Here is a 23,681-nt window from a genome sequence, read left to right on the forward strand (position 1 = left end):
TACGGTTTTCATGCCTTATCTCCAAGTTGTTTTTTCATTTTTTATAGTTTCAAGATAAATTTGATGATTGATTTCAAGCATATTTTTGCTATTTTCTTCATGGTAGATATGATAAGCCAGAGCATTAAATTTAAGCCTTTTAAACACTCCCTCATTAAATAAAAATCTAGCTACAAACTCACTATCTTCCCTGCCCCAACCTATAAATTTTTCATTAAAACCTTCAATGGCTTCAAAATCACTTTTATAAAAACTCATATTGCAAGTTTTACTACCTTTAACAAGCTGTGATTTTTTAAAAAATTTCTTAGTTAGTTTTGAAAATTTATATATACATTTAGCTAAAAAAATATTTCTTTGATTTTTAAAACCCTTTTTGTTAAATGTCAAACTAAAATCATTTTTGCTTAAAAGTTCTTTGCTTTCATTTTCATTTAAAATAGTTCTTGAGCCTTGCAAAATAGTCTTTAAACTAGCAAATTTTAAATGATCACTAATGAAGTTTTTTTCTAAAATCATATCACCATCGATTAAAACAATATATTCACTATTTGAAGCTCTAATCGCTTTGTTGCGGCTTGCCGCAGCACGAAATCCCTCATCTTCTTGCCAAATATGCTCTAACTCACAAGGAAAATCCTTTTGATAAGCTTGTATAAGCTTAGCCGTATCTTCCCTGCTTCCATCATCAGCTATTAAAACCTCATCTGGTAAAGGCTCTAAGTTTTTAACGCTATCAAGCACCAAAGCAAGCCTTTCTTTTTGATTATAGGTTGTGATGATTAAAGCACAAGTTTTTGGCTTTTGTTTTTTTAACTCATATAATTTCATATATTTAAAAAAAGCTCCAAGACCATTGCAAGTACTTATGATAAAGCCTTTATAGCCATAAAAAATCCCTTTTTTCAAAACATAATTTCTAAAAAAAGTCCAAATTCCTCTTAGCAAAGCCTTGCAAACACTACTTTCTTTATGTAAATTTTGCAAAGCCCAAAGCTTAGAATATTTTTGAAGCTTATCTAACAAACTATCGATATCATCAAACGCAAAATGCCTCAAACCATTTTGCAACTTAATCTTTTTGCTATCTTCATGTAAAATTAAACTCTCATGCACTAAATTTTTATTAAAACTAGTATGGGTTTTATTAAACACCCGCATTACATGATCAGGCCACCACCCACAAGCTTTAATCCACTCTCCATTGTATAAATTTTCTCTTGGTAAAGCTATGATATCTTCTTTATTAGGCTCAATTTGCCCTAATTCTTGTAAAAATTCTTTCTTAGCAAGCTCATCTGCGTCAATATTAAAAATCCAATCATTGCTAGCATAACTTATGGCTAAATTTTTTAAAGGTCCAAAACCTATAAATTTATGCTGATAAATCTTGATATTTTTATAATTTTTACTAAACTCATAAGCAATTTTTAAAGTATCATCATTGCTATCATTTTCTATTAAAACGATCTCGCCAAATTCTTGCAAAGATTCCAAGCAAGCTTTTAAAGTTTTTTGAGCATTTTTAACAATCATTATCACACTAATTTGTTTTAAATCCATTTTATATCCTATAAATATAATTCATGATTGTATCTTTTAAATCTCTTATGAAAGAAAAAATACTCATCAGGTTTAAATTTAATCATCTCTTCACAACACTTTGCTTGATACTTAGTAAGCTCTTCTATACTTGCCTTGCTTGCATCTAAAGCCTTAAAAGTTTTTACAAAAAATTTCTCATCTTTTTGATACACAAAACAAGGTAAAATCATAGCATTTGTTTTTTTAGCAAGCACACTTGCACCTGCTATGAAATTTACTTCTTGGTTAAAATATTGTATTTTTACACTTTCACTATCCACTGCATCTTGATCGGTTAAAATTCCAAGCGATCTACCTTCTTTTAAGGCTTTTAGCATTTTTCTAAGCCCGCCCTTTTTTTCTATAAGCTCTATATTAAACTGCGTGCGATTTTTACTTAAAATTTTATCCATTATCATACTATCAAGTGCTCTTCCAACTATGGAAATTCCTTGAAATTTAGCCCCAAAAGACAAAGCCAAAAGCTCCCAGTTACCATAATGAGCCGTAGTTACAATCAAGGGTCTTTTACTTTGCATTATATTTAAAATTTGCCCCTCATCATCAAAGCAAATTTTATTGACGATTTCTTCTTTGCTTGCATTTTGATTTTTGATAAAATCAATCCCAAATTTAGCAAAATTTTTATAGATATTAAGGCTAGTTTCATCACGCCATTTTTGATCTTTTTCAGGAAAACAAATTTTTAAGTTTATGTCAATGATTTTGCGGTGTTTGTGATTAAGCCTATAAGTGATCAAAGCAACCAAATTTACAAAAGAGTTTAAAAGCTTTGAAGGTAAAATCTTCACAAGGGCTTTTAATATATAAAAAAGGCTTAGATATACATAATTTATCATTTTTCTAAAAGCTCACAAGCAAGTTTAAAAATATCTTTTTCATCGATATTTTGTATGCAAAAATCACTCTTATCGATATGCTTTGAATGCAGTATTTTTTTACCTGCATTGATTGTTTTGTTGATATTTGTTTCATAGGTATTTCTTTGACTAGGAGTAGCACCAAAAATCGTTATAGAAGGCTTGTTTAGTGCAAAGGCCAAATGAGTAGGCCCACTATCATTTCCGATAATCAAATCACTTGCCTTAGTTAAAGCACAAAGCTCGCTTAAGCTTAATTTTGGCGCAAGTTCTATTTTCAAATGTTTTAAATTTAAAACTATATCTTTAGCAAAATTAAACTCATTAACATTGCCCCAACCAAGCATGATTTTTGCACTAGTAAAATACTCTAAAAGCATTCTACAAAGTAGTATCAAACGCTCTTTTGGGTAAATTTTATTAGGCATAGATGAGCCTATATGTATGAGTATATTTGGCGCACTTTCACTTAAAGAAAGCCTTTGTTCTAAGCTTTCTTTTAACTCATCATCTACACTAAAACAACTTTGTTTTAACTCTATATCGCTATGATCAAAATGCTCATTTAATACATAAGCTACCAAAGAAAGATTACGCACGATAATATTTTCTTCATAATTACACGCAAATTTATGCGTATAAAAATTGCTCGCAAAACCCTCTTTGATACTTTCTTGATCAAAACCAAAAGTATTAGCACATAAAAATTTACTCACTAAAGCAGATTTAATCAAACCTTGCAAGTCAATCACAACATCATATTTATTTTGTCTTGCTTCAAAAAGCATAGCAAAGACTTCTTTGAATTTTCTATCCTTTAAAGGCAGGGCATACACTTCATTAATCATTGGATGATCTTGCAATAATCCTGCAAATCTTGCATCTACAAACCAATCAATACTCGCCTTAGGATAATGCTTTTTAATAAATTGCAAAACAATTACCGCATGGATGATATCTCCAAGTGCAGATAACTTAACCAAACCTATTTTCATATGCTACTTTATTTTTAAATTTTCTGTTATGATTTTAACAAAGATTTTTTTAAAAAAAGGTTTATCATGCAAGAATATATTTGTGTTTTTGATTGTGAGAGCATTCCTGATGTAGAATTGATAAAACATCTTTATGATTTTAATGGCGATGATTTAAGCATTAGCAAGCAAGCTTTAGAAAGACAAAAAGAAGAAAGCGGAAGTGATTTTTTACCCCTGCCTTTTCATAAAGTTGTAAGCATTTGTGCAGTGATTGCAGATAAATTTGGAAATTTCATCAAAGTCAATAAAATCAAAGGCGACAACGAAAAACAAATGCTAGAAGAGTTTTTTAACTTCATAGACAAACACCAACCCCGCCTTGTAAGTTTTAATGGCAAAAGCTATGATATGCCTTTGCTTGTTATAAGAGCATTAAAATACAATATCAACGCAAGTGCTTATTTAGATGCAAGCGATAAATGGAATAACTACAAAAGTAAATTTGTAGAAAATAAACATTGTGATTTATTAGAATCTTTAGGAAGTTTTGGTCAAAAAGGCTTAAGACTTGACACGCTTTGTGCTATGGCAGGACTTCCTGGAAAATATGATGTGCATGGAAATGAAGTATTAGAACTTTTTTATCAAAACAAATTAGAAAAAATTCACGAATACTGCGAAAGTGATGTGTTAAACACCTATATGCTATTTTTAAAATACGAACTCATTAAAGGTAATTTAACCCAAGAAGATTATCTTAATATTTTAGAAAATTTCAAAGAAGAACTTTTGCAAAAACATAGCGATAAAAGCTATCAAAAGCCATTTTTAGAGGCCATAGAAAAAGAAAAGAGCAAGTTTTAAATTAATTAAGAAAAGTATATTAAAATAACTATTATTAAATATCGCAAAAAGGATAAAAATGAAAATTTTAATCACCGGTGGCGCAGGATACATAGGCTCTCATACTTTAAAACAATTTTTAGAAACAAATCATGAAATTTGTGTATTAGATAATCTTTCAAAAGGCAGTAAAAAAAGTTTGGATGAACTTTCTAAAATCAGACCTTTTAAGTTTTTTGAGCAAGATTTAAGCGATTATGCTGGGATTAAAAAACTTTTCAAAGAAGAAAAATTTGATGCAATTGTGCATTTTGCAGCTAGTATTGAAGTTCCTGAAAGTATGGAAAATCCTTTAAAATATTATATGAACAATACCGCAAACACAAGTAATCTAATCCAAACTTGTTTAGAAACAGGTGTGAAAAAATTCATTTTTTCTTCAACTGCAGCGACTTATGGAGAGCCACAAACTCCTATCGTAGATGAGCAAAGTCCATTAGCACCGATTAATCCTTATGGACAAAGCAAACTAATGAGCGAAAAAGTCTTGCAAGATGCTAATATGGCTAATCCTGAATTTAAATACTGCATTTTAAGATACTTCAATGTAGCAGGTGCTTGCATGAGTTATCCTATAGGTCAACGCTATCCAAAAGCTACTTTACTTATCAAGGTTGCTGCTGAAGTAGCCACAGGAAAAAGAGAAAAGCTTTATATTTTTGGCGATGATTATAATACTAAAGATGGCACTTGTATTAGAGATTTTATCCATGTTGATGATATTTCAAGTGCGCATTTAGCTGCTTTAGAATACCTAGAAAACAATGAAAGTAATATTTTCAATGTAGGCTATGGACATGGCTTTAGCGTAAAAGAAGTTATTGAAACTATGAAAAAAGTAAGTGGAGTAGATTTCACAGTAGAACTTGCACCAAAAAGAGCTGGAGATCCTTCTGTGCTTATTTCAAATGCTGATAAAATCAAAACCCTAACTAATTGGAAACCAAAATATGATAATTTAGAATTAATCTGTAAAAGTGCTTATGAGTGGGAAAAACAGTGTTAAAAAAACTTTTTTTCATACTCAATGCCCATGATAAGAAATTTTTATTTGCTTTGCTAATTTTTTCTATTTTCATAGGATTTATAGAAAGCTTTGCTATTTCTTTGATCATGCCTTTTGTATCAGTGGCGAGTAATTTTGAGCTTTTAGAAAAAAGCTCCTATTTTCAACCTGTATATGAGTATTTAAATTTACCAAGTTATAAGATTATTGCTTATTTTGGCTGTATATTAATCGCCTTTTATATTTTTAGAGCCTTTTTAAATGCCTTTTATTTTCATTTGCTTGCGCGTTTTTCTAAAGGGCGTTACCACAGCCTTGCTTGTCGTATTTTTGATAAATACCTACACCTTGAATATGAAAATTTTACTAACAAAAATCAATCAGAACTTTTAAAAACTATTACTCAAGAAGTATTTCATTTAAGCACTTTAATTAGTGCTTTTTTACTTATGCTAAGTGAAAGCTTTGTGGTGTTTTTACTTTATACTTTATTGCTAATTATCAACTATAAAATCACCCTAGCTTTAAGTGCTTTTTTACTTTTAAATGCTTTTATTTTGATTAAAATCCTCTCACCCTTGGTAAAAAAAGCTTCCATAGCTAGAGAAGAGGCGATGAAAAATTATTTTGAAATTTTAAATGCAAATTTAAACAACCTTAAAATCATCAAACTCAAAACCAAAGAACAAAGCACACAAAAACTTTATGAAATTCAAAGTGGGCTTTTTGCCAAAGCAAACATTAGCAATGAAAGCATGTCAAGCATTCCTAGAATTTACCTTGAAGGTATAGGTTTTTGTATGCTTTGTTTTATCGTAGTGTATTTAGTTTTAAGATATGAAAGTGATATTTCATCTATCTTAGCAACTATTACTATTTTTGTGGTGGCTCTTTATAGGCTTATGCCAAGTGCTAATCGTATCATCACAAGTTATAATGAAATTACATATTATAAAAACTCTTTAGATATTATTTATAACATGCTCAATGAAAAAGAAGAAAAGCTAGGCGATGAAAGTATTGAATTTAAAGAAAAAATCGTTTTGAAAAATCTTTTCTTTGCTTATAAGGGTAAGAAAAACTTATTTAAAAATTTAAATTTTGAGCTTAATAAAAATGAAAAAATCGCTTTTATAGGTAAAAGTGGAAGTGGTAAAAGTACTTTAGTTGATCTTATCATAGGACTTTTAAAACCAAGCGATGGAGCTATTTTTGCAGATGGAATTAAGCTTGATGAGAGCAATATAAAAAGTTTTAGAAGTAAAATTGGCTACATACCTCAACAAATTTATCTTTTTAATGATTCTATTGCTAAAAATATTAGCTTTGGAGAAGAAGTAGATGAAGCGCTTTTACACAAAGTGATCAAACAAGCTAATCTTGAAAGCTTTGTAAATTCACTTGAAGATGGAGTGCATACTAAGGTAGGTGATTCAGGTTCGTTTTTAAGTGGAGGCCAAAGACAAAGAATAGCCATAGCAAGAGCGCTTTATCAACAACCTGAAATTTTAGTTTTAGATGAAGCAACTAGCGCTCTTGATCAAGAAAGTGAAGCAAAAATCATGGAAGAAATCTATAAAATTTCAAAAGATAAAACTCTCATCATCATAGCCCATAGGCTCTCAACCATACAAGGTTGTGATAGAGTATTTGAAGTAAAACATGGGCATTTAAAGGAACAAGTATGAAAATCACTTTCATCATAGCTACTTTAAATTCAGGCGGTGCTGAAAGAGTATTAGTCACTTTAGCTAATGAACTTTGCAAAAATCATGAAATAAATATTATTAAATTTCACAAAGAAGACTCTTTTTACAAGCTTGAGCCAAAAATCAAACTTTTTACCCTAGAGCAGTTTGACTTTTCCACTCTTTATAATAAAATAGCCTCGCGTATTAAAAAATTCAAAGCCTTAAAACAAGCACTTAAAGACCACAAAAGCGATATTTTTATCTCATTTTTAGATACAACTAATATTGCTTGCATTTGGGCAAACAAAGGTTTAAATACACCTTTAATCATTAGCGAACATAGCTCTTATACTTATTTAAAATCTAAAATTTGGAAGTTTTTACGCCGTATAAGTTTTCCTCATGCAAATGCTTTAACCGTGCTAAGTAATGATGATAAAAATTACTATGAAAACTTTGTTAAAAAAGTTATCAATATGCCAAATCCTTGTCATTTTAGCCCTATTAAAGAAAATTTAGAAAAAGAAAATAATGTCATTTTCGTAGGCAGACTTGATCATAATAAAAATGCTTCTATGTTTTTAAAAGCCATAGCAAGGCTAGATACAAATTTACAAAAACAATACAACTTTTTCATAGCAGGCGATGGAGAATTAAGACAAGATTTAGAACAAGAAGCCAAGAATTTAAATATCAAAGTTAATTTTCTAGGTAAAATTGAAAATATGCAAGATCTTTATAAAAAAGCAAAAATAATCTGCCTTTGCTCTTTCATAGAAGGCTTGCCAACAGTTTTACTTGAAAGTTTATATTATCAAGTAGCGCGCATTAGCACTAAATACACAAGCGGTCATAAAGATTTAATTGATGATGGAAAAGATGGATTTTTAGTAGATTTAGATGATGAAAAAGCTTTAAGCGAAAAACTCGCACTTTTAATGCAAGATGAAAATTTAAGAAAAACACTAGCGCTTAATGCACAGCAACGATGTAAAGATTATGAAGTGGCCAATGTAGCACAAAAATGGCTTGATTTAATCAAAGAAGTAAGGGTTTAAAATGAAAAAACTAGCAATTTTTATTTATTCTTTAGGAAGCGGTGGCGCTGAAAGGGTTGTATCTACACTATTACCTGTGTTAAATTTAAAATATGAAATACATTTAATTTTAATGAATGATAAAATATCATATGATATTCCTGAAGTTAATATCCACTACCTTGAAAAATCAAGTCCAAGTGAAAGTAACTTAGCTAAATTTTTAAAACTACCTTTGCTAGCTATGAAATACAAAAAACTTTGTGAAGATTTAAAAATCAATTTGCAATTTGTATTATTAAATAGACCTAATTATATTGCGTTAATGGCAAAATCCCTAGGACTTAAATCAACCCTTATTATCAATGAATGTACCACTCCAAGTGTAATTTATAAACATAATAATCTAAATTCTTTTATCAATAAATTTCTTATTAAAAAACTTTATAACAAAGCAGATTTAATCTTAGCAAATTCTATAGGAAACAAAGAAGATTTAATACAAAATTTCAATATAGAGGCTAAAAAATGCGATATTTTATACAATGCCATAGACTTAGAAAACATCATAGAAAAATCTAAAGAAAAAATAGACTTTAAAGATCCTTTTATATTAAGTGTTGGAAGGCTTGATCATGGTAAAAATCATGCTATGCTTATAAGAGCTTATGCAAAAGTTAAAACTGATTTAAAATTAGTCATTTTAGGCGAGGGCATTTTAAAAGATGAGCTTTTAGCTTTAATAGAAACTTTAAATTTAAAAAACAAAGTCTTTTTACTAGGTTTTGATAAAAATCCTTATAAATACATGAGCAAATGTGACTTTTTTGCTTTTGCTTCAAGTTTTGAAGGTTTTTCTAATGTTTTAATCGAATGCCTAGCTTGTAATACTGCCGTGCTTTGCACTGATCATAAAAGTGGGGCAAGGGAGCTATTTTTAGATGATGAGTTTGGACTTTTAGTAAAAGTAGATGATGAAAAAGCCATGCAAGAAGGCTTAGAAAAAATGTGCAATGATGAAGCATTAAAAGCTTCATATAGACAAAAGGCTTTTTTGCGTGCAAAAGAATTTGATAAAATTAGCGTAGCAAAGCAATTATTTGAATTTTTCAACAAGGCATAAAATGAAACTACGACAAAATTTCACTGATAATAATTCTATAAAATATACCTGTATTTTAATCCTTATAGCCTTTGCTTTTAGTGTTTTGTGTAGGTTATACTGGGTGGCTTGGGCAAGTGAGTTTTATGAGTTTTTCTTTAATGATCAACTCATGATTACTACTAATGATGGCTATGCTTTTGCAGAAGGTGCAAGAGATATGATAGCAGGTTTTCATCAACCTAATGACTTATCTTATTTTGGAAGCTCACTTTCTACTTTAACTTATTGGCTTTATAGTATTTTACCTTTTAGCTTTGAAAGTATTATTTTATATATGAGTACTTTTTTTGCTTCTTTGATTGTTGTGCCTATTATATTAATCGCAAGAGAGTATAAACTCACTACTTATGGCTTTATAGCAGCCTTACTTGGAAGCATTGCAAATAGTTATTATAACCGCACTATGAGCGGGTATTATGATACTGATATGCTAGTGTTAGTTTTACCAATGCTTGTTTTGCTTACTTTTATACGCTTAACTATTAATAAAGACATTTTTACCCTACTTTTGAGTCCAATTTTCATCATGATTTATTTGTGGTGGTATCCATCAAGTTATTCTTTAAATTTTGCCATGATAGGACTTTTTGGTCTTTATACTTTAGTATTTCATAGAAAAGAAAAGATTTTTTATCTAGCTATTGCTTTAATGATCATAGCTTTAAGTATGCTAGCATGGCAATATAAACTTGCTTTAATTGTATTGTTATTTGCTATTTTTGCCTTTAAAGAAGAAAAAATTAATTTTTATATGGTTTGGGCTTTGATTTTTATTAGCATTTTGATATTACATTTAAGTGGTGGTTTAGATCCTGTTTTATATCAACTTAAATTTTATGTTTTCAAAGCTTCTGATGTGCAAAATTTAAAAGATGCTGCCTTTATGTATTTTAATGTTAATGAAACTATTATGGAAGTAAATACTATCGATCCTGAAGTATTTATGCAAAGAATTAGCTCTAGTGTTTTAGTATTTATCCTTTCTTTTATAGGTTTTATCTTACTTTGCAAAGATCACAAAAGTATGCTTTTGGCTCTACCTATGCTTGCACTAGGTTTTATGGCTTTAAGAGCTGGACTTAGATTTACCATTTATGCAGTTCCTGTGATGGCTTTGGGTTTTGGGTATTTTTTATATACATTTTTTAATTTTTTAGAAAAAAAACAAATCAAACTTAATCTAAAAAATAAAAACATCTTGCTCATACTCATTGCATTTTTTAGTATAAGTCCTGCCCTAATGCATATTTATTATTATAAATCCTCTACTGTTTTTACTTCTTATGAAGCTAGTATTTTAAATAATTTAAAAAATAAAGCTCAAAGAGAAGATTATGTCGTTGCTTGGTGGGATTATGGTTATCCAATACGCTATTATAGCGATGTAAAAACCTTAATCGATGGTGGAAAACACCTAGGAAAAGATAATTTTTTCTCATCTTTTGTCTTAAGTAAAGAACAAATTCCAGCAGCCAATATGGCAAGACTTAGCGTAGAATACACTGAAAAATCTTTCAAAGAAAATTATCCTGATGTTTTAAAAGCTATGGTAAGAGATTATAACCAAACAAGTGCTAAAGATTTTTTAGAAAGTTTAAATGATAAAGATTTTAAATTTGATACCAATAAAACTAGAGATGTATATATTTACATGCCTTATAGAATGTTGCGTATCATGCCCGTGGTAGCACAATTTGCAAATACAAATCCTGACAATGGAGAGCAAGAAAAAAGTTTATTTTTCTCTCAAGCTAATGCCATAGCTCAAGATAAAACAACAGGTTCTGTTATGCTTGATAATGGAGTAGAAATTATTAATGATTTTAGAGCTTTAAAACTAGAAGGTACAACTATACCTTTAAAAGCTTTTGTAGATATAGAATCCATCACTAATGGCAAATTTTATTACAATGAAATTGATTCAAAAGCTCAAATTTATTTACTCTTTTTAAGAGAATATAAAAGCTTTGTGATTTTGGATGAAAATCTTTATAATAGTGCCTACATACAAATGTTTTTATTAAATCAATACGATCAAGATTTATTTGAGCAAGTCACTAATGATGCAAGAGCGAAAATTTATAGGCTAAAAAGATGAAAATAGGAATTTTAACCCATAGCGCAATGAGTGTGTATTATTTTCGTCTTGCACTCATTAGAGCTTTAGAAAAAAATAATCATGAAGTTATAATCATCACTCCAAAAGATGATTTTGCTATTAAGTTACAAGAGCTAGGCTATAAGGTTTGCTTTTATGATTTAGCTAGATCAAGTGTCAATCCTTTAATTGTTTTTAAAAATCTACTTAGTTTAAAAAATACACTCAAAAGTTTAAATTTAGATCTTTTACAAACAAGCGCTCACAAAAGCAATACAACAGGTATTATAGCGGCTAAAATGGCGGGCATTAAATACACTTTTGGTTTGGTTGAAGGCTTAGGAAGTTTTTACATAGATGATGATTTTAAAAGCAAATTAGTAAGAATAAGCATTAATTTACTTTATAAAATTTCTTTTAAACTTGCAAATGGTTTTATTTTTGTCAATGAAAGCAATGCTTTATTTATGAAAAATTTAGGCTTAAAAGAAGAAAAAATCAAAATCATCAAATCCGTAGGGCTAAATTTAAAACAATTTTTACCTTTAAAAATTAGCACAGAAGAAAAACAAGCTTTTTTAAAAGAACACAATATGCCTGATAAACCTATCGTTTTAATGATTTCAAGAGCACTTTGGCATAAAGGAATTAAAGAATTTTATGAAGCAAGCCAAATTTTAAAAGATAAGGCAAATTTTGTTTTAGTGGGTGGAAGAGATGATAATAAATCTTGTGCACCATTAGAATTTTTAAACTCAAATGATGTTTTTTATCTTGGCACAAGAAGTGATATTGCACATTTATTAAATTTATGCGATATTTTTGTTTTACCAAGTTATAAAGAAGGCTATCCAAGAACGGTTTTAGAAGCACAAGCTTGTAAAAAAGCATGCGTGGTAAGTGATGCTGAGGGTTGCATTGAAGCAGTGAATAATGCCATAGACGGTTTAATTTGTAAAAGCAAAGATAGCAAGGATTTAGCTGAAAAAATAGCAGTTTTACTAGAAGATGAAAAACTAAAAAATACTTTAGCACAAAATGCTTTTCTTAGAGCGCAAAATTATGATGAAAATATCATAGCTTTGAAATATCTTGACTTTTATAGGGGTTTTATAAATGTATAAAAATGGTTTAAAGCGTGTTTTTGACTTTTTTTTGGCTTTGATTTTATTGATTATTTTTTTACCCTTTATAGTGCTTATAGGTATTGTTTTAAAAATCGTTCAAGGAAGTGTGCTTTTTAAACAAACAAGACCAGGATTAAATGAAAAAATTTTTTATATTTATAAATTTAAAACTATGAGTGATGAAACCGATGAAAATGGAGAATTACTTCCTGATGAATTACGCTTAAAGCCTTTTGGTAAGCTAGTTAGAAGCTTGAGTTTAGATGAATTACCGCAGCTTTTTAATGTATTAAAAGGCGATATGAGCTTCATAGGCCCAAGACCTTTACTTGTAGAATACTTGCCCTTATACAATCAAGAGCAAAAAAAACGCCACGATGTAAGACCAGGCATTACAGGTTGGGCACAGATTAATGGACGCAATGCTATTTCTTGGGAGCAAAAATTTAAATATGATGTAGAATATGTGCAAAATTGCTCTTTTTTATTTGATCTTAAAATCTTTTTTATGACCATTGTTAAAGTTTTAAAAAGAAGTGGGGTTAATAAAGAAGGAGTAGCTACAACGGATAAATTCAATGGACACAACTAAAAGTATTTATATATATGGTTCTAGTGGGCATGGTTTAGTCTGTGCTGATGTAGCTAGAAATTTAGGATATGAAAAAATCATCTTTTTGGATGATAATAAAGGCTTAAAATATCACTCCAATTTAGAAAAACACGATATGTTTATTGCTATTGGTGCAAACTCTATTAGAGAAAAACTTTTCAAAAAAGCAAAAGATGATGGATTTAGATTAGTTAATTTGATACACAAAAGTGCTATTATTAGCCCAAGTGCTTTTTTAGATGATGAGGGTATTTTAATCATGCCAAATGTCGTAGTTAATGCTAAAGCTAGTATTGCAAAAGGTGTGATTTTAAATACTGCTTGTGTGATTGAGCATGAGTGTTTTGTAGATGAGTTTAGCCATATTAGTGTTGGAACTAAACTAACAGGAAATGTAAAAATAGGAAAGCGTTGTTTTTTAGGAGTTAATTCAAGTGTTATTCCTTGTATAAGTTTAAATAATGATATAACTTTAGGCGCAGGAGCAGTTGTAGTTAAAAACTTAACTTCTAAAGGCATTTATGCTGGAGTTCCTGCCAAGAAAATAAAGGAGGTAAAATGAGATTTTTTCTATCAGCACCACATATGAGTGGAAAAGAATTAGAATACATACACAAAGCTTTTGAAAGTAATTATATAGCACCTTTGGGTGAGTTTGTTAATGCCTTAGAACAAAGTATTAAAGATTATACAAAAAGTTCTAACGCACTTGCTCTAAATGCAGCCACTGCAGCTATTCATTTAGCTTTAAGAGTTTTGGGCATCAAAGAAGGCGATATAGTTCTAGCTTCAAGTTTTACCTTTATTGCTTCAGTAGCGCCTATTTCTTACATGAATGCTACGCCTGTATTTATTGATTGTGATGAAACTTATAATTTAGATGTAAATTTATTAAAAAAAGCTATCAAAGAAAGTCCTAAAAAGCCAAAAGCTCTCATTTTAACACACCTTTATGGTAATGCTTCTAAAATGGATGAGATTGTCCAAATTTGTAAAGAAAATGAGATTTTTTTAATCGAAGATGCTGCTGAAGCTTTGGGAAGTTTTTACAAAAATAAAGCTTTAGGTACTTTTGGGGATTTTGGAGTATATTCTTTTAATGGTAATAAAATCATCACAACAGGTGGTGGTGGCATGCTTGTGAGTGAAAATCATGCTAATCTTGAAAAAGCAAGATTTTATAGTACCCAAGCTAGAGAAAATTGCCTTCATTATGAGCATAAAGAATATGGCTATAATTATAGAATGAGCAATATCTTAGGTGCAATCGGTACTGCTCAAATGGAAGTTTTAGAAGAAAGAGTGTGTAAAAAGCGTGAAATTTATAGCTGGTATAAAGAATTTTTAAGTGGAACTTTTACTTTTTTAGATGAGCTTGAAAATACCAAGTCAAATCGCTGGTTAAGCACTGCTTTACTTGATTTTGATTTAAATAAACTTAATACTTATAAAAAACATTGTATATGTGAAAATAAAAATGTTCAAATTCAAGATAAAATTTTAAAAATCATACAAGTTTTAAAAGATAATAAAATCGAAAGTCGTCCACTTTGGAAGCCAATGCATTTGCAAGAACTTTACAAAGGCTGCGATGCTTACTTAAATGGTAATAGTGAGTTTTTCTTTAGTAATGGAATTTGCCTTCCAAGTGCAACTACTATGAGCAAAGCTGATGTAGAGGAAGTTTCTACTTTAATCTTAAACACCTTAAAGGACTAAGATGGATTATAAAAGCAAACGCTTAGGATTTTTTCTAGGCGCTGATATTTTACTTTTTGTTATAAGTATTTATTTGTCTTTTTCTTTACGCTTTAGTGCAGACATCCCAAGTGAATTTTATGAAGGTATGTTTAAAAGTGCTGTGATTTTGATTTTACTTAAAATCATTTTTCTAGCTTTTTTTAAAATTTATCAAGTTGCTTGGAGATTTTTCTCCCTTAATGAAGCGCGTAAATTAGTCATCGCTTTAGCTTTGGCTGAGCTTGTATTTTTAGCAATTTATTATTTTTATGATGATTTTTTTAATCCTTTTCCAAGAAGCGTTATAGGAATAGACTTTGTTTTATCTTGTATGCTAATTGGAAGTTTGCGTATAAGCAAAAGAATGATAGTTGATTTTAGAAAGCCAAAATACAACGAAGAACATCCTTGTATAGTAGTTGGCGCTACTTCAAAGGCTTTGCATTTATTAAAAGGAGCTAAAGAAGGGAGCTTAGGACTTTTCCCTGTAGCTGTGGTAGATGAGCGTAAAAATTTAATAGGTACTTATTGTGATAAATTTATAGTTGAAGAAAAAGAAGCAATCAGAAAATATACCGCTGAAGGAATTCATACTGCTATCATTGCTTTAAAACTTGAGCAAGAAGAATTAAAAAAGCTTTTTGACGAACTCATTGCTTATGGGATTAATGATATAAAGCTTTTTTCTTTTACGCAAAATGAAGCAAGAGATATAAGTATCGAAGATTTATTAGCGCGTAAGCCAAAAGATTTGGATAATGCTTGCGTGATTGATTTTATCAAAGATAAAGTAGTTTTAGTTAGTGGAGCTGGTGGAACTATAGGAAGTGAACTTTGCAAACAATGCATTAAATTTGGTGCAAAACACTTAATCATGCTTGATCATAGTGAGTATAATTTATATAAAATAAATGAAGAATTAAGCTTACATAAAGAAAAAATCGAACCTATTATGATGAGTATATTAGACAAAGAAGCGTTGGAAAAACTTTTACAAGAAAAAAACATAGATTTGATTTTACATGCAGCAGCTTACAAACATGTGCCTTTATGTGAGCAAAATCCACATTCAGCTATTTTAAATAACATCATTGGTACTAAAAATTTAATCGATCTTGCAAAAGCTTATAAAGTTGCTAAATTTGTTATGATAAGCACCGATAAGGCTGTAAGACCGACTAACATCATGGGTTGCACAAAAAGAATTTGTGAACTTTATACATTAAGCTCAAGTTGTGAAAATTTTGAAGTAGCTTGTGTGCGTTTTGGTAATGTTTTAGGATCAAGTGGAAGTGTAATACCTAAATTTAAAGCTCAAATTGCAGCTAATGAGCCACTTACTCTTACTCATCCTGATATAGTGCGTTATTTTATGTTAGTAGATGAGGCTGTACAACTTGTTTTACAAGCTGCGGCTATTGCCAAAGGTGGAGAATTATTTGTACTTGATATGGGTGAGCCTGTTAAAATCATGGATTTAGCTAAAAAAATGCTTTTACTTTCTAATAAAAAGTTAGAAATCAAAATCACTGGACTTAGAAAAGGTGAAAAACTTTACGAAGAGCTTTTAATCCATGAAAATGATTTAAAAACTCAATATGAAAGTATATTTGTTACCACTAGTGATCTTAAAGATTTAAAAATTTTAAATCAAGAAATAGAAAAATTACTCCAAAGCACAGATCCTGCAAAAGTTTTAAAGGAGATTGTGCCTGAATTTAATCACAATAAAAACGGAGAGTGATTAAATTCTAATTTTATTTTAAAATGATATAATATAAACTTTTAATTGATTAATAAAAATAAAAACGATACAATTACAGTTTTATGTAATTACATCAAGATAAAGGAAAAAAAGTGAAGTTATTAGTAGTTGATGATAGTTCTACCATGAGAAGAATAATCAAAAATACCCTTGTAAGATTAGGCCACAAGGATGTTTTAGAAGCTGAACACGGGGTTGAAGCTTGGGATTTACTTTCACAAAATGATGATATTAAAATTTTAATTACTGACTGGAATATGCCTGAAATGAATGGCTTGGAATTAGTAAAAAAAGTAAGAGCAGAAGAAAAATATGCTGATATGCCAATTATTATGGTAACTACAGAAGGTGGCAAAGCAGAAGTTATCACCGCCTTAAAAGCAGGCGTAAATAACTATATTGTAAAACCTTTTACTCCTCAAGTGTTAAAAGAAAAACTTGAAGATGTTTTAGGAACAAACGAAGGCTAATTATAAGTTTTTATGCAAACACATTATTACGAACTTTTTTTTCAAACAGACAAGGAATATTTAGATTTATTCCTTGATCTTATCTTTTCTCTAGAGATAGACGCTATAGAAGAAAAAAACAATGGTATTTATATAAGATCAGAAGAAGATATAGAACTCATTAAAATAGCCTTGCATGATTTTCATCAAAAATTATGTCAAAAACTAAATACTCATATTAATTTCCACTCTACCTTAGAAAAAAAAGAAAATAAAAATTGGATAGAAGAGTATAAAAAAGGTATACAAGCTTTGACGATCGATAATATCCATATTCACACCACTTGGCAAGAAGCTAAACAAGATAAAATTAATATCATTATAGATCCTGCTCTAGCTTTTGGCTCAGGACATCATGAGAGTACTTATACTTGTATAGAATTTCTACAAAAATATACAGATAATTCCAAATTTTGTTTAGATGTGGGTTGTGGAAGTGGAATTTTAAGCATTATCATGGCAAAACTTGGAGCCAAAGTACAAGCTTGCGATACAGATGAATTAGCTATAGTTGCAAGTAAAGAAAACGCAAAATTAAATCAAGTTAGCTTTGATGATATTTGGATAGGTTCTATTAATAAAAGCTTACATAAATATGATATAGTTGTGGCAAATATCATTGCCGATATATTGATCATACTAGAAAAAGATCTTAAAGAAAAAACCAAAGAAGGTGGAATTTTGATCTTATCTGGTATATTAAATAAATATGAAGAAAGGATTAAAAATAAATTCAAAGATTTCACTTTGTTAGAATGCAAACACAAAGGAGAATGGTTGAGTTTAGTTTATAAAAAGGAATTGCAATAATGAATAAAAAACCAAATGATTTAAAAGATAATCAAAACAATAATAACTTTTTTAACAAAAATCCCATTTTTATTTTTGCTATTTTTGCCATTGTGATGATTCTTTTATTTAAAGGATTTTCAGATGATGGTAGCATGGGTATTATGGGCGGAGAAAACACTAAAAAAGTTACTTATTCTGAATTAAAAACTTTAATTGAAAATAATCAAATTGCCCAAGTTAATATAGGTCAAACTACTATAAAAGCTGTATCTAAAGCAGGAAATATGGTATATATTACCAAAAAAGTTCCAAATGATGCTACTTTTGTTCCTTTACTTGACTCAAAAGGCGTTTCCTATGGTGCTTTTAATGAAAGCAATTGGTTTATAGATATCTTACTTTCTTGGGTTTTGCCAGTATTTATTTTCTTTGGTATATGGATGTTTTTAGCTTCTCGTATGCAAAAAAATATGGGTGGATCTATACTTGGTATAGGAAGTTCTAAAAAACTTGTAAATTCAGAAAAACCGAAGGTTAAATTTAATGATGTTGCAGGTGTTGAAGAAGCAAAAGAAGAAGTTAAAGAAATTGTTGATTTTCTAAAATATCCTGAAAGATACATCAATCTTGGAGCAAAAATTCCAAAAGGACTTTTGCTTGTTGGTCCTCCAGGTACAGGTAAAACTTTGCTTGCAAAAGCAGTGGCAGGCGAAGCTGATGTGCCATTTTTTAGCGTATCAGGTTCATCTTTTATAGAAATGTTTGTAGGAGTTGGTGCTTCTAGAGTAAGAGATTTATTTGAAAATGCTAAAAAAGAAGCTCCAGCTATTGTATTTATAGATGAAATCGATGCTATAGGTAAATCACGTGCAGCAAGCGGTATGATGGGCGGAAATGATGAAAGAGAGCAAACTTTAAATCAACTTCTAGCTGAAATGGATGGTTTTGGTACCGAAAGCTCACCAGTAATTGTTCTAGCAGCGACAAATCGCCCTGAAGTACTTGATGCAGCACTACTTAGACCGGGGCGTTTTGATAGGCAAGTTTTGGTAGATAAGCCTGATTTTAAAGGTAGATGTGATATTTTAAAAGTCCATATGAAAGATGTTAAAATTTCACCTGAAGTAAAAGTAGAAGATATTGCAAGATTAACAGCAGGTCTTGCGGGTGCTGATTTGGCAAATATCATTAATGAAGCAGCTTTGCTTGCAGGTAGAGATTCTAAAAAACATGTGGAACAAAAAGACTTGGTAGAGGCAGTAGAAAGAGCCATAGCAGGACTTGAGAAAAAATCACGCAGAATTAATGATAAAGAGAAAAAAATCGTAACTTATCATGAGTGCGGCCATGCTTTAATAGCTGAAACTACAAAAGGTGCTAAAAAAGTAAGTAAAGTTTCTGTTATTCCTCGTGGTTTAGCAGCTTTAGGATATACACTCAATACCCCTGAAGAAAATAAATTTTTAATGCAAAAACATGAACTTTTAGCTGAAGTTGATGTGCTTTTAGGAGGACGTGCGGCTGAAGAAATTTTCATTAAAGAAATTTCAACAGGCGCAAGCAATGACCTTGAGCGTGCAACTGATATTATCAAAGCTATGATTTCTATGTATGGTATGAGTGAAATTGCTGGCTTAATGGTACTTGAAAAGCAAAGAAATACTTTCTTAAGTGGCGGGCAAACTGTAAAAGATTATTCTGATAAAATGGCTCAAGATTTAGATGAGTATGTAAAGAAAACATTGGATGAACGCTATGCGGGTGTAAAAGAAATTTTAAAAACCTATAGCGGTGCTATAGAGGTGATGGTACAAGCACTCTATGAAGAAGAAACTATTGATGGTGCCAAAGTAAGAGAGATTATTAAAAACTATGAAGAAGAAAATAATCTTCCAACACGCCTAGAAGAAAAAGAGCAAGAAGCTACTAAGGAAGACTAATGAAAACAAATTTTATTGCAAAAACTGGTTGGAGTTTGCTTATAGTTCTAGCTATAGTTTTTGCAATATTTCAATTTATATGGGGATTTTCTTGGCTTTTATGGTGTATTTTTATATTTTTTATTTATCTTTTTAGAACTAAAAAAATTGATTATATAGCAGATCCAAACACCATTATAGCTCCCATAGAAGGAAAAATCAAATGTATCAAAACAAGCTCATATAAAGAGCTTGGCGAGTGTATAGAAGTGCAAATTATCAATAATATTTTTTCCCAAGGAAATATCATAGCTCCGCTTGATATGAATATAGAAGAAACTAGAATAAGGCATGGACTTTTTTTATGTCCATTTATGAAAAATACAAATTTAATGGGTGAAAGAATGTTATTTTTAGCTAATTCCAAGAGCAAACAATGGGCATTACGCGTTATTTTTGGAGCATTAAATAGAAAAGCTCATATTGATGATTTTGGTCATCATTTAAGCCATGGACAAAACATAGGTTTTATGTTTGATGGTAGTGTGAGTTTATTACTTCCAAAAGACACTAGAATTTGCGTAAATGAAAATGATAAAGTACGCATTGGTACATTAATAGGGTATTTAAATCCATGAATTTTAAACTAATTTATATTTTACCTAATCTTTTTACAGCCGCTTCCATATTTTTAGGTATTATTTCAGTGATTGCTTCTATTAATCAAAACTTTGATAAAGCATTAATTTATATCATTTTATCATTAATTTGCGATGGTTTAGATGGACGCGTTGCAAGAGCTACCAACTCTACTTCTAAATTTGGAGTTGAGTTTGACTCACTAGCTGATTTAATAGCCTTTGGTGTAGCACCTGCTATGCTTTTTTATATGAGCATAGGTTATGAATATGGTCGTTTTGGCTCATTAATAGCTGGTTTATTTGTAGTTTTTGGCGCTATACGCTTGGCAAGATTTAATGTCACAACAGGAACTTATGAACCATCGGTTTTCATAGGTCTACCTATACCAACAGCAGCAGTTGTAAGTGCTTTATGGGTAAGTGCTTATTTATATTATGATTTTTTACATGATTTTTCTTTAATAATAATATGTATCCAAATGCTTCTAGCCTTTTTAATGGTAAGCAACATAAGGTATCCAAGTTTTAAGAAAATCGATTTAAAAAGAGCAAATGTTTTGAAGGTGTTAATCCTTTTAGTAATTTTATTTTCTATGCTTTATCTGTATTTTTTAGAAAGTGCATTGATTATTGCTAGTTTATATGTGCTTTATGGGATTGTTCGTAGTTTTTTTACCCTAGCTCGTAAATTTAAAAAATATTAATTTTACTTTCACTTCATTTTCTATCAATATACTTTTTATTATTTTTCAAAAAGGAGTAAAAATGAATAAAAACAAATTATTCAGACAAATTCACATTTACATTAGTTTATTTTTCTTACCACTTGCATTTTTATATGCAATCACAGGTTTTGCTTATATAGCTGGTTTTGATGGAGAAAGTGGAGCTAAAATTCAAAATTACAAAGTTCAAGCTATTATTCAAGAGGGTGCTGAAGCTGAATTTTTAATTGATTTTTTAAAGAAAAACAACTTAAAAATTCCTTCATCTTTGGAACCAGAGCTCAACAAAAAAGGCGATGGCATAGAGATTGGGACTATAAATTATATAGCAAGTATTATAAAATTAGATGAGAATGACTATGAAATTACAACAAAAGATAGAAGCTTGCTTGGAAATATGATTTTGCTTCATAAAGATAAAGGTATGTGGTACTTTTCTGTACTTGGGTTAGCTTTTGCACTTGCTATGATAATACTTTATATTTCAGGACTTTTAATCACTATCATAGCTATACGCAAAGATAGAGGTAAACAAATAGCAGTTTTAGGTGCTGGTTTTATTATAACTTTAATCATAGCTTATTTCAGTGTATAAATTTAAGGTATATCTTATAAACAATAAGATATACTTTCCCTTTTAATACGGACAGATGGGTGAGTGGCTGAAACCACACCCCTGCTAAGGGTGCAGATCTTAACGGGTCTCGAGGGTTCAAATCCCTCTCTGTCCGCCACCTTATAAATTTCATTTTATTTCATCTATTTTAGTAATTTTTATTGTTATAATTAATACCATCAAAACTTAATAAATCTAAAGGCAAGCTTCACATACTATGCAAATTTACGCTTCTATTGACTTGAAATCTTTTTATGCATCAGCTGAGTGCGTTTTAAGAAATTTAGATCCTTTAACAACTAATCTTATTGTAGCAGATGAAACAAGAACGGACAAAACCATCATACTAGCAGTTTCACCCGCGTTAAAAACTTACAATATACCCGGTAGATTAAGACTTTTTGAGTTTAAACAAAAAATCCATTCAATCAACCAAGAAAGACTAAAACAAGCTCAAAAACACCACTTTAAAGCTAAAAGTTTTAGTATATTAGAACTTGAAAATGATTTAAATTTAGAATTAGACTACATTATTGCTAAGCCCAGAATGGCTACTTATATAGAATTTAGCACAAAAATATACAGCATTTATTTGAAGTATTTTGATGCTAAAGATATTCATATATACTCTATTGATGAAGTTTTTATCGATCTTAGTTCTTATCTTGAAAAATACAAACTTTCAGCTTATGAGCTACTTACTAAGGTTTTACTTGATATTTCACACACAAGTAAAATCACCGCAACAGCAGGTATAGGCACAAATTTATACTTAGCTAAAATTGCTATGGATATACTCGCTAAAAGACAAAAAGTAGATGAAAATGGCTTGCTTATAGCCTTTTTAGATGAAAAATTATACAGATATAAATTATGGCAGCATAAACCTTTAAAAGATTTTTGGCGTATAGGTAAAGGCATTGCCTTAAAACTTGCGAATTTAAACATTCATACTATGGGAGATCTTGCAAGATTTTCTTTAAAACACGAAGCTTTGCTTTATAAACACTTTGGTGTTAATGCTGAATTATTAATCGATCATGCATGGGGTATTGAAACTTGCACAATGAAAGATATTAAAAATTACAAATCACAAAATCACTCTAAAATCATGGCTAAGGTTTTGCCTTTTGCATATGATAATAATCAAACAATAAAAGTTTTAAAAGAACTTGTCGATCATTTAGTGCTTGAACTTATACAAAATAACCTTAAAACAAACCATATCACGCTAGATATACAATATGATAAAAGCAATTTAGAAAATTCAAGTATTTTGGGTTCTTACAAAGGAGCTATTACTAAAGATAATTATGGAAGAACTATACCTAAAAATGCTCACGGAAGTATGAATTTAGAAAATTTTACCCATTCTTTAAAAATCATCAATAAAAAAGCCTTGGAACTTTTTTGCAAAATCAGCGATAAAAACTTAAGCATTAGAAAAATCAGCCTAAGTTTAAATAATATCACAGATAAAGCTCAAGAAAATTTCCAAGAATTAAATTTATTTAGTGATTTTAATGTAATTTCACAAGAAAAAAATCAACTTGAAAAAGAAGAAAAGCTCCAAAAAGCAAGACTTCAAATCATACAAAAATTTGGTAAAAAAGCTATTTTAAAAGCTTCAAGCTTGGATGATGAGACTAAAGAAATTACTTCTTTAATAGGAGGTCATAATGCATGATGATTATAAAGATATAATAGATATAAAATATCAAAAATCAAAACAATTTCCACCAATGTCAAGAGAAAAAAGAGCGGCACAATTTGCTCCATTTTCAGTACTAAATGGCTTTAGTAAAGCTATTTTAAAAACGCAAAAAGATATGGAAAAAGCATTAGAAAATAGTAAATATCAAGAAGAAAGCTAAGTTCTTCTTGATAAAATT

Annotated in this window: 22 protein-coding genes and 1 tRNA gene; 20 read left to right on the forward strand and 3 right to left on the reverse strand. The window is 29.9% G+C overall.

Going from position 1 to position 23,681, the window contains the following annotated elements:
• Nucleotides 1-15: 15 nt before the first annotated feature.
• Genes CAMP5063_RS04080 through waaC form a run of 3 tightly spaced genes read right to left on the reverse strand, consistent with a single transcriptional unit; the run spans nucleotide 16 to nucleotide 3,460 of the window.
• Nucleotides 16-1,563 carry a glycosyltransferase family 2 protein gene (locus CAMP5063_RS04080; RefSeq protein WP_337194861.1) on the reverse strand — a complete coding sequence of 516 codons (1,548 nt, stop codon included), beginning with the start codon at nucleotides 1,561-1,563 and terminating at the stop codon, nucleotides 16-18.
• Nucleotides 1,564-1,571: 8 nt separating this feature from the next.
• Nucleotides 1,572-2,444 (reverse strand): lipid A biosynthesis lauroyl acyltransferase, encoded by an 873-nt coding sequence (locus CAMP5063_RS04085; RefSeq protein ID WP_133319728.1) that lies wholly within the window; start codon nucleotides 2,442-2,444, stop codon nucleotides 1,572-1,574.
• Nucleotides 2,441-3,460, reverse strand: a complete 1,020-nt coding sequence (gene waaC / locus CAMP5063_RS04090) for a lipopolysaccharide heptosyltransferase I (RefSeq protein ID WP_133319729.1) — start codon at nucleotides 3,458-3,460, stop codon at nucleotides 2,441-2,443. Before waaC ends, CAMP5063_RS04085 begins: the two co-directional genes overlap by 4 nt.
• Nucleotides 3,461-3,526: 66 nt before the next feature.
• On the opposite strand from waaC, the gene CAMP5063_RS04095 reads away from it, so the two are divergent.
• The 20 genes from CAMP5063_RS04095 (at nucleotide 3,527) to CAMP5063_RS04190 (ending at nucleotide 23,663) form a co-directional block, all read left to right on the forward strand.
• On the forward strand, nucleotides 3,527-4,306 hold the full coding sequence (locus tag CAMP5063_RS04095; RefSeq protein WP_337194862.1) for a 3'-5' exonuclease: 780 nt from the start codon (nucleotides 3,527-3,529) through the stop codon (nucleotides 4,304-4,306).
• Between the two features lie 58 nt (nucleotides 4,307-4,364).
• A complete protein-coding gene (gene galE, locus CAMP5063_RS04100) occupies nucleotides 4,365-5,351 on the forward strand; it encodes a UDP-glucose 4-epimerase GalE (protein WP_012661952.1) in 987 nt (328 codons plus the stop codon).
• Entirely contained in the window at nucleotides 5,345-7,039 is a 1,695-nt protein-coding gene (pglK, locus tag CAMP5063_RS04105; RefSeq protein WP_337194863.1) for a BC-type lipopolysaccharide transporter PglK, read from the forward strand. Before galE ends, pglK begins: the two co-directional genes overlap by 7 nt.
• A complete protein-coding gene (pglH, locus tag CAMP5063_RS04110) occupies nucleotides 7,036-8,100 on the forward strand; it encodes a GalNAc-alpha-(1->4)-GalNAc-alpha-(1->3)-diNAcBac-PP-undecaprenol alpha-1,4-N-acetyl-D-galactosaminyltransferase (protein ID WP_337194864.1) in 1,065 nt (354 codons plus the stop codon). The genes pglK and pglH overlap by 4 nt, the downstream gene beginning before the upstream one ends.
• Nucleotide 8,101: 1 nt before the next feature.
• Nucleotides 8,102-9,202, forward strand: coding sequence for an N-acetylgalactosamine-N,N'-diacetylbacillosaminyl-diphospho-undecaprenol 4-alpha-N-acetylgalactosaminyltransferase (gene pglJ, locus CAMP5063_RS04115; protein ID WP_337194865.1), 1,101 nt, complete (start codon nucleotides 8,102-8,104; stop codon nucleotides 9,200-9,202).
• Nucleotide 9,203: 1 nt separating this feature from the next.
• The gene (pglB, locus tag CAMP5063_RS04120) at nucleotides 9,204-11,342 is read left to right on the forward strand and encodes an undecaprenyl-diphosphooligosaccharide--protein glycotransferase (protein ID WP_337194866.1); all 2,139 of its coding nucleotides are present in this window, start codon (nucleotides 9,204-9,206) and stop codon (nucleotides 11,340-11,342) included.
• The gene (pglA, locus tag CAMP5063_RS04125; protein WP_263673357.1) at nucleotides 11,339-12,466 is read left to right on the forward strand and encodes a N,N'-diacetylbacillosaminyl-diphospho-undecaprenol alpha-1,3-N-acetylgalactosaminyltransferase; all 1,128 of its coding nucleotides are present in this window, start codon (nucleotides 11,339-11,341) and stop codon (nucleotides 12,464-12,466) included. Before pglB ends, pglA begins: the two co-directional genes overlap by 4 nt.
• The gene (pglC, locus tag CAMP5063_RS04130; protein ID WP_337194867.1) at nucleotides 12,459-13,061 is read left to right on the forward strand and encodes an undecaprenyl phosphate N,N'-diacetylbacillosamine 1-phosphate transferase; all 603 of its coding nucleotides are present in this window, start codon (nucleotides 12,459-12,461) and stop codon (nucleotides 13,059-13,061) included. Before pglA ends, pglC begins: the two co-directional genes overlap by 8 nt.
• Nucleotides 13,048-13,644 carry a UDP-N-acetylbacillosamine N-acetyltransferase gene (gene pglD, locus CAMP5063_RS04135; protein WP_337194868.1) on the forward strand — a complete coding sequence of 199 codons (597 nt, stop codon included), beginning with the start codon at nucleotides 13,048-13,050 and terminating at the stop codon, nucleotides 13,642-13,644. The genes pglC and pglD overlap by 14 nt, the downstream gene beginning before the upstream one ends.
• Complete coding sequence (pglE, locus tag CAMP5063_RS04140; RefSeq protein ID WP_263664936.1) at nucleotides 13,641-14,801, forward strand: UDP-N-acetylbacillosamine transaminase; 1,161 nt, start codon at nucleotides 13,641-13,643, stop codon at nucleotides 14,799-14,801. The genes pglD and pglE overlap by 4 nt, the downstream gene beginning before the upstream one ends.
• 1 nt (nucleotide 14,802) lies before the next feature.
• Nucleotides 14,803-16,566 carry a UDP-N-acetylglucosamine 4,6-dehydratase (configuration-retaining) gene (pglF, locus tag CAMP5063_RS04145; RefSeq protein WP_263666384.1) on the forward strand — a complete coding sequence of 588 codons (1,764 nt, stop codon included), beginning with the start codon at nucleotides 14,803-14,805 and terminating at the stop codon, nucleotides 16,564-16,566.
• 113 nt (nucleotides 16,567-16,679) lie between these two features.
• Nucleotides 16,680-17,057, forward strand: coding sequence for a chemotaxis response regulator CheY (locus CAMP5063_RS04150; RefSeq protein WP_039619063.1), 378 nt, complete (start codon nucleotides 16,680-16,682; stop codon nucleotides 17,055-17,057).
• A gap of 12 nt (nucleotides 17,058-17,069) precedes the next feature.
• Nucleotides 17,070-17,906 (forward strand): 50S ribosomal protein L11 methyltransferase, encoded by an 837-nt coding sequence (locus tag CAMP5063_RS04155; RefSeq protein WP_337194869.1) that lies wholly within the window; start codon nucleotides 17,070-17,072, stop codon nucleotides 17,904-17,906.
• Nucleotides 17,906-19,828: an ATP-dependent zinc metalloprotease FtsH gene (gene ftsH, locus CAMP5063_RS04160; protein WP_133319741.1), complete on the forward strand. Its 1,923-nt coding sequence runs from the start codon at nucleotides 17,906-17,908 to the stop codon at nucleotides 19,826-19,828. Before CAMP5063_RS04155 ends, ftsH begins: the two co-directional genes overlap by 1 nt.
• Nucleotides 19,828-20,445 carry a phosphatidylserine decarboxylase gene (locus CAMP5063_RS04165; RefSeq protein WP_220567229.1) on the forward strand — a complete coding sequence of 206 codons (618 nt, stop codon included), beginning with the start codon at nucleotides 19,828-19,830 and terminating at the stop codon, nucleotides 20,443-20,445. The genes ftsH and CAMP5063_RS04165 overlap by 1 nt, the downstream gene beginning before the upstream one ends.
• Nucleotides 20,442-21,152, forward strand: coding sequence for a CDP-diacylglycerol--serine O-phosphatidyltransferase (pssA, locus tag CAMP5063_RS04170; RefSeq protein WP_133319743.1), 711 nt, complete (start codon nucleotides 20,442-20,444; stop codon nucleotides 21,150-21,152). The genes CAMP5063_RS04165 and pssA overlap by 4 nt, the downstream gene beginning before the upstream one ends.
• A 61-nt stretch (nucleotides 21,153-21,213) precedes the next feature.
• Nucleotides 21,214-21,768: a hypothetical protein gene (locus CAMP5063_RS04175; protein ID WP_337194870.1), complete on the forward strand. Its 555-nt coding sequence runs from the start codon at nucleotides 21,214-21,216 to the stop codon at nucleotides 21,766-21,768.
• 49 nt (nucleotides 21,769-21,817) lie between these two features.
• Nucleotides 21,818-21,907 (forward strand) — tRNA-Ser (locus CAMP5063_RS04180).
• Between the two features lie 99 nt (nucleotides 21,908-22,006).
• Complete coding sequence (locus CAMP5063_RS04185) at nucleotides 22,007-23,476, forward strand: Y-family DNA polymerase (RefSeq protein WP_263694027.1); 1,470 nt, start codon at nucleotides 22,007-22,009, stop codon at nucleotides 23,474-23,476.
• Nucleotides 23,469-23,663, forward strand: a complete 195-nt coding sequence (locus CAMP5063_RS04190; RefSeq protein ID WP_039668753.1) for a hypothetical protein — start codon at nucleotides 23,469-23,471, stop codon at nucleotides 23,661-23,663. The genes CAMP5063_RS04185 and CAMP5063_RS04190 overlap by 8 nt, the downstream gene beginning before the upstream one ends.
• The last annotated feature ends 18 nt before the right edge of the window (nucleotides 23,664-23,681 follow it).

Origin of the sequence: Campylobacter sp. RM5063, from assembly GCF_024723655.1 — a bacterium.
Lineage (GTDB): Bacteria > Campylobacterota > Campylobacteria > Campylobacterales > Campylobacteraceae > Campylobacter_D > Campylobacter_D lari_D.

Coding starts and splice junctions, on each gene's coding strand:
- ftsH (WP_133319741.1), top strand. CDS start 17,906: ATGAATAAAAAACCAAATGATTTAAAAGATAATCAAAACAATAATAAC.
- CAMP5063_RS04080 (WP_337194861.1), bottom strand. CDS start 1,563: ATGGATTTAAAACAAATTAGTGTGATAATGATTGTTAAAAATGCTCAA.
- CAMP5063_RS04085 (WP_133319728.1), bottom strand. CDS start 2,444: ATGATAAATTATGTATATCTAAGCCTTTTTTATATATTAAAAGCCCTT.
- pglD (WP_337194868.1), top strand. CDS start 13,048: ATGGACACAACTAAAAGTATTTATATATATGGTTCTAGTGGGCATGGT.
- pglH (WP_337194864.1), top strand. CDS start 7,036: ATGAAAATCACTTTCATCATAGCTACTTTAAATTCAGGCGGTGCTGAA.
- CAMP5063_RS04155 (WP_337194869.1), top strand. CDS start 17,070: ATGCAAACACATTATTACGAACTTTTTTTTCAAACAGACAAGGAATAT.
- galE (WP_012661952.1), top strand. CDS start 4,365: ATGAAAATTTTAATCACCGGTGGCGCAGGATACATAGGCTCTCATACT.
- CAMP5063_RS04190 (WP_039668753.1), top strand. CDS start 23,469: ATGCATGATGATTATAAAGATATAATAGATATAAAATATCAAAAATCA.
- pglA (WP_263673357.1), top strand. CDS start 11,339: ATGAAAATAGGAATTTTAACCCATAGCGCAATGAGTGTGTATTATTTT.
- CAMP5063_RS04175 (WP_337194870.1), top strand. CDS start 21,214: ATGAATAAAAACAAATTATTCAGACAAATTCACATTTACATTAGTTTA.
- CAMP5063_RS04165 (WP_220567229.1), top strand. CDS start 19,828: ATGAAAACAAATTTTATTGCAAAAACTGGTTGGAGTTTGCTTATAGTT.
- pglB (WP_337194866.1), top strand. CDS start 9,204: ATGAAACTACGACAAAATTTCACTGATAATAATTCTATAAAATATACC.
- CAMP5063_RS04185 (WP_263694027.1), top strand. CDS start 22,007: ATGCAAATTTACGCTTCTATTGACTTGAAATCTTTTTATGCATCAGCT.
- CAMP5063_RS04095 (WP_337194862.1), top strand. CDS start 3,527: ATGCAAGAATATATTTGTGTTTTTGATTGTGAGAGCATTCCTGATGTA.
- pglF (WP_263666384.1), top strand. CDS start 14,803: ATGGATTATAAAAGCAAACGCTTAGGATTTTTTCTAGGCGCTGATATT.
- pglC (WP_337194867.1), top strand. CDS start 12,459: ATGTATAAAAATGGTTTAAAGCGTGTTTTTGACTTTTTTTTGGCTTTG.
- waaC (WP_133319729.1), bottom strand. CDS start 3,460: ATGAAAATAGGTTTGGTTAAGTTATCTGCACTTGGAGATATCATCCAT.
- pssA (WP_133319743.1), top strand. CDS start 20,442: ATGAATTTTAAACTAATTTATATTTTACCTAATCTTTTTACAGCCGCT.
- pglE (WP_263664936.1), top strand. CDS start 13,641: ATGAGATTTTTTCTATCAGCACCACATATGAGTGGAAAAGAATTAGAA.
- pglJ (WP_337194865.1), top strand. CDS start 8,102: ATGAAAAAACTAGCAATTTTTATTTATTCTTTAGGAAGCGGTGGCGCT.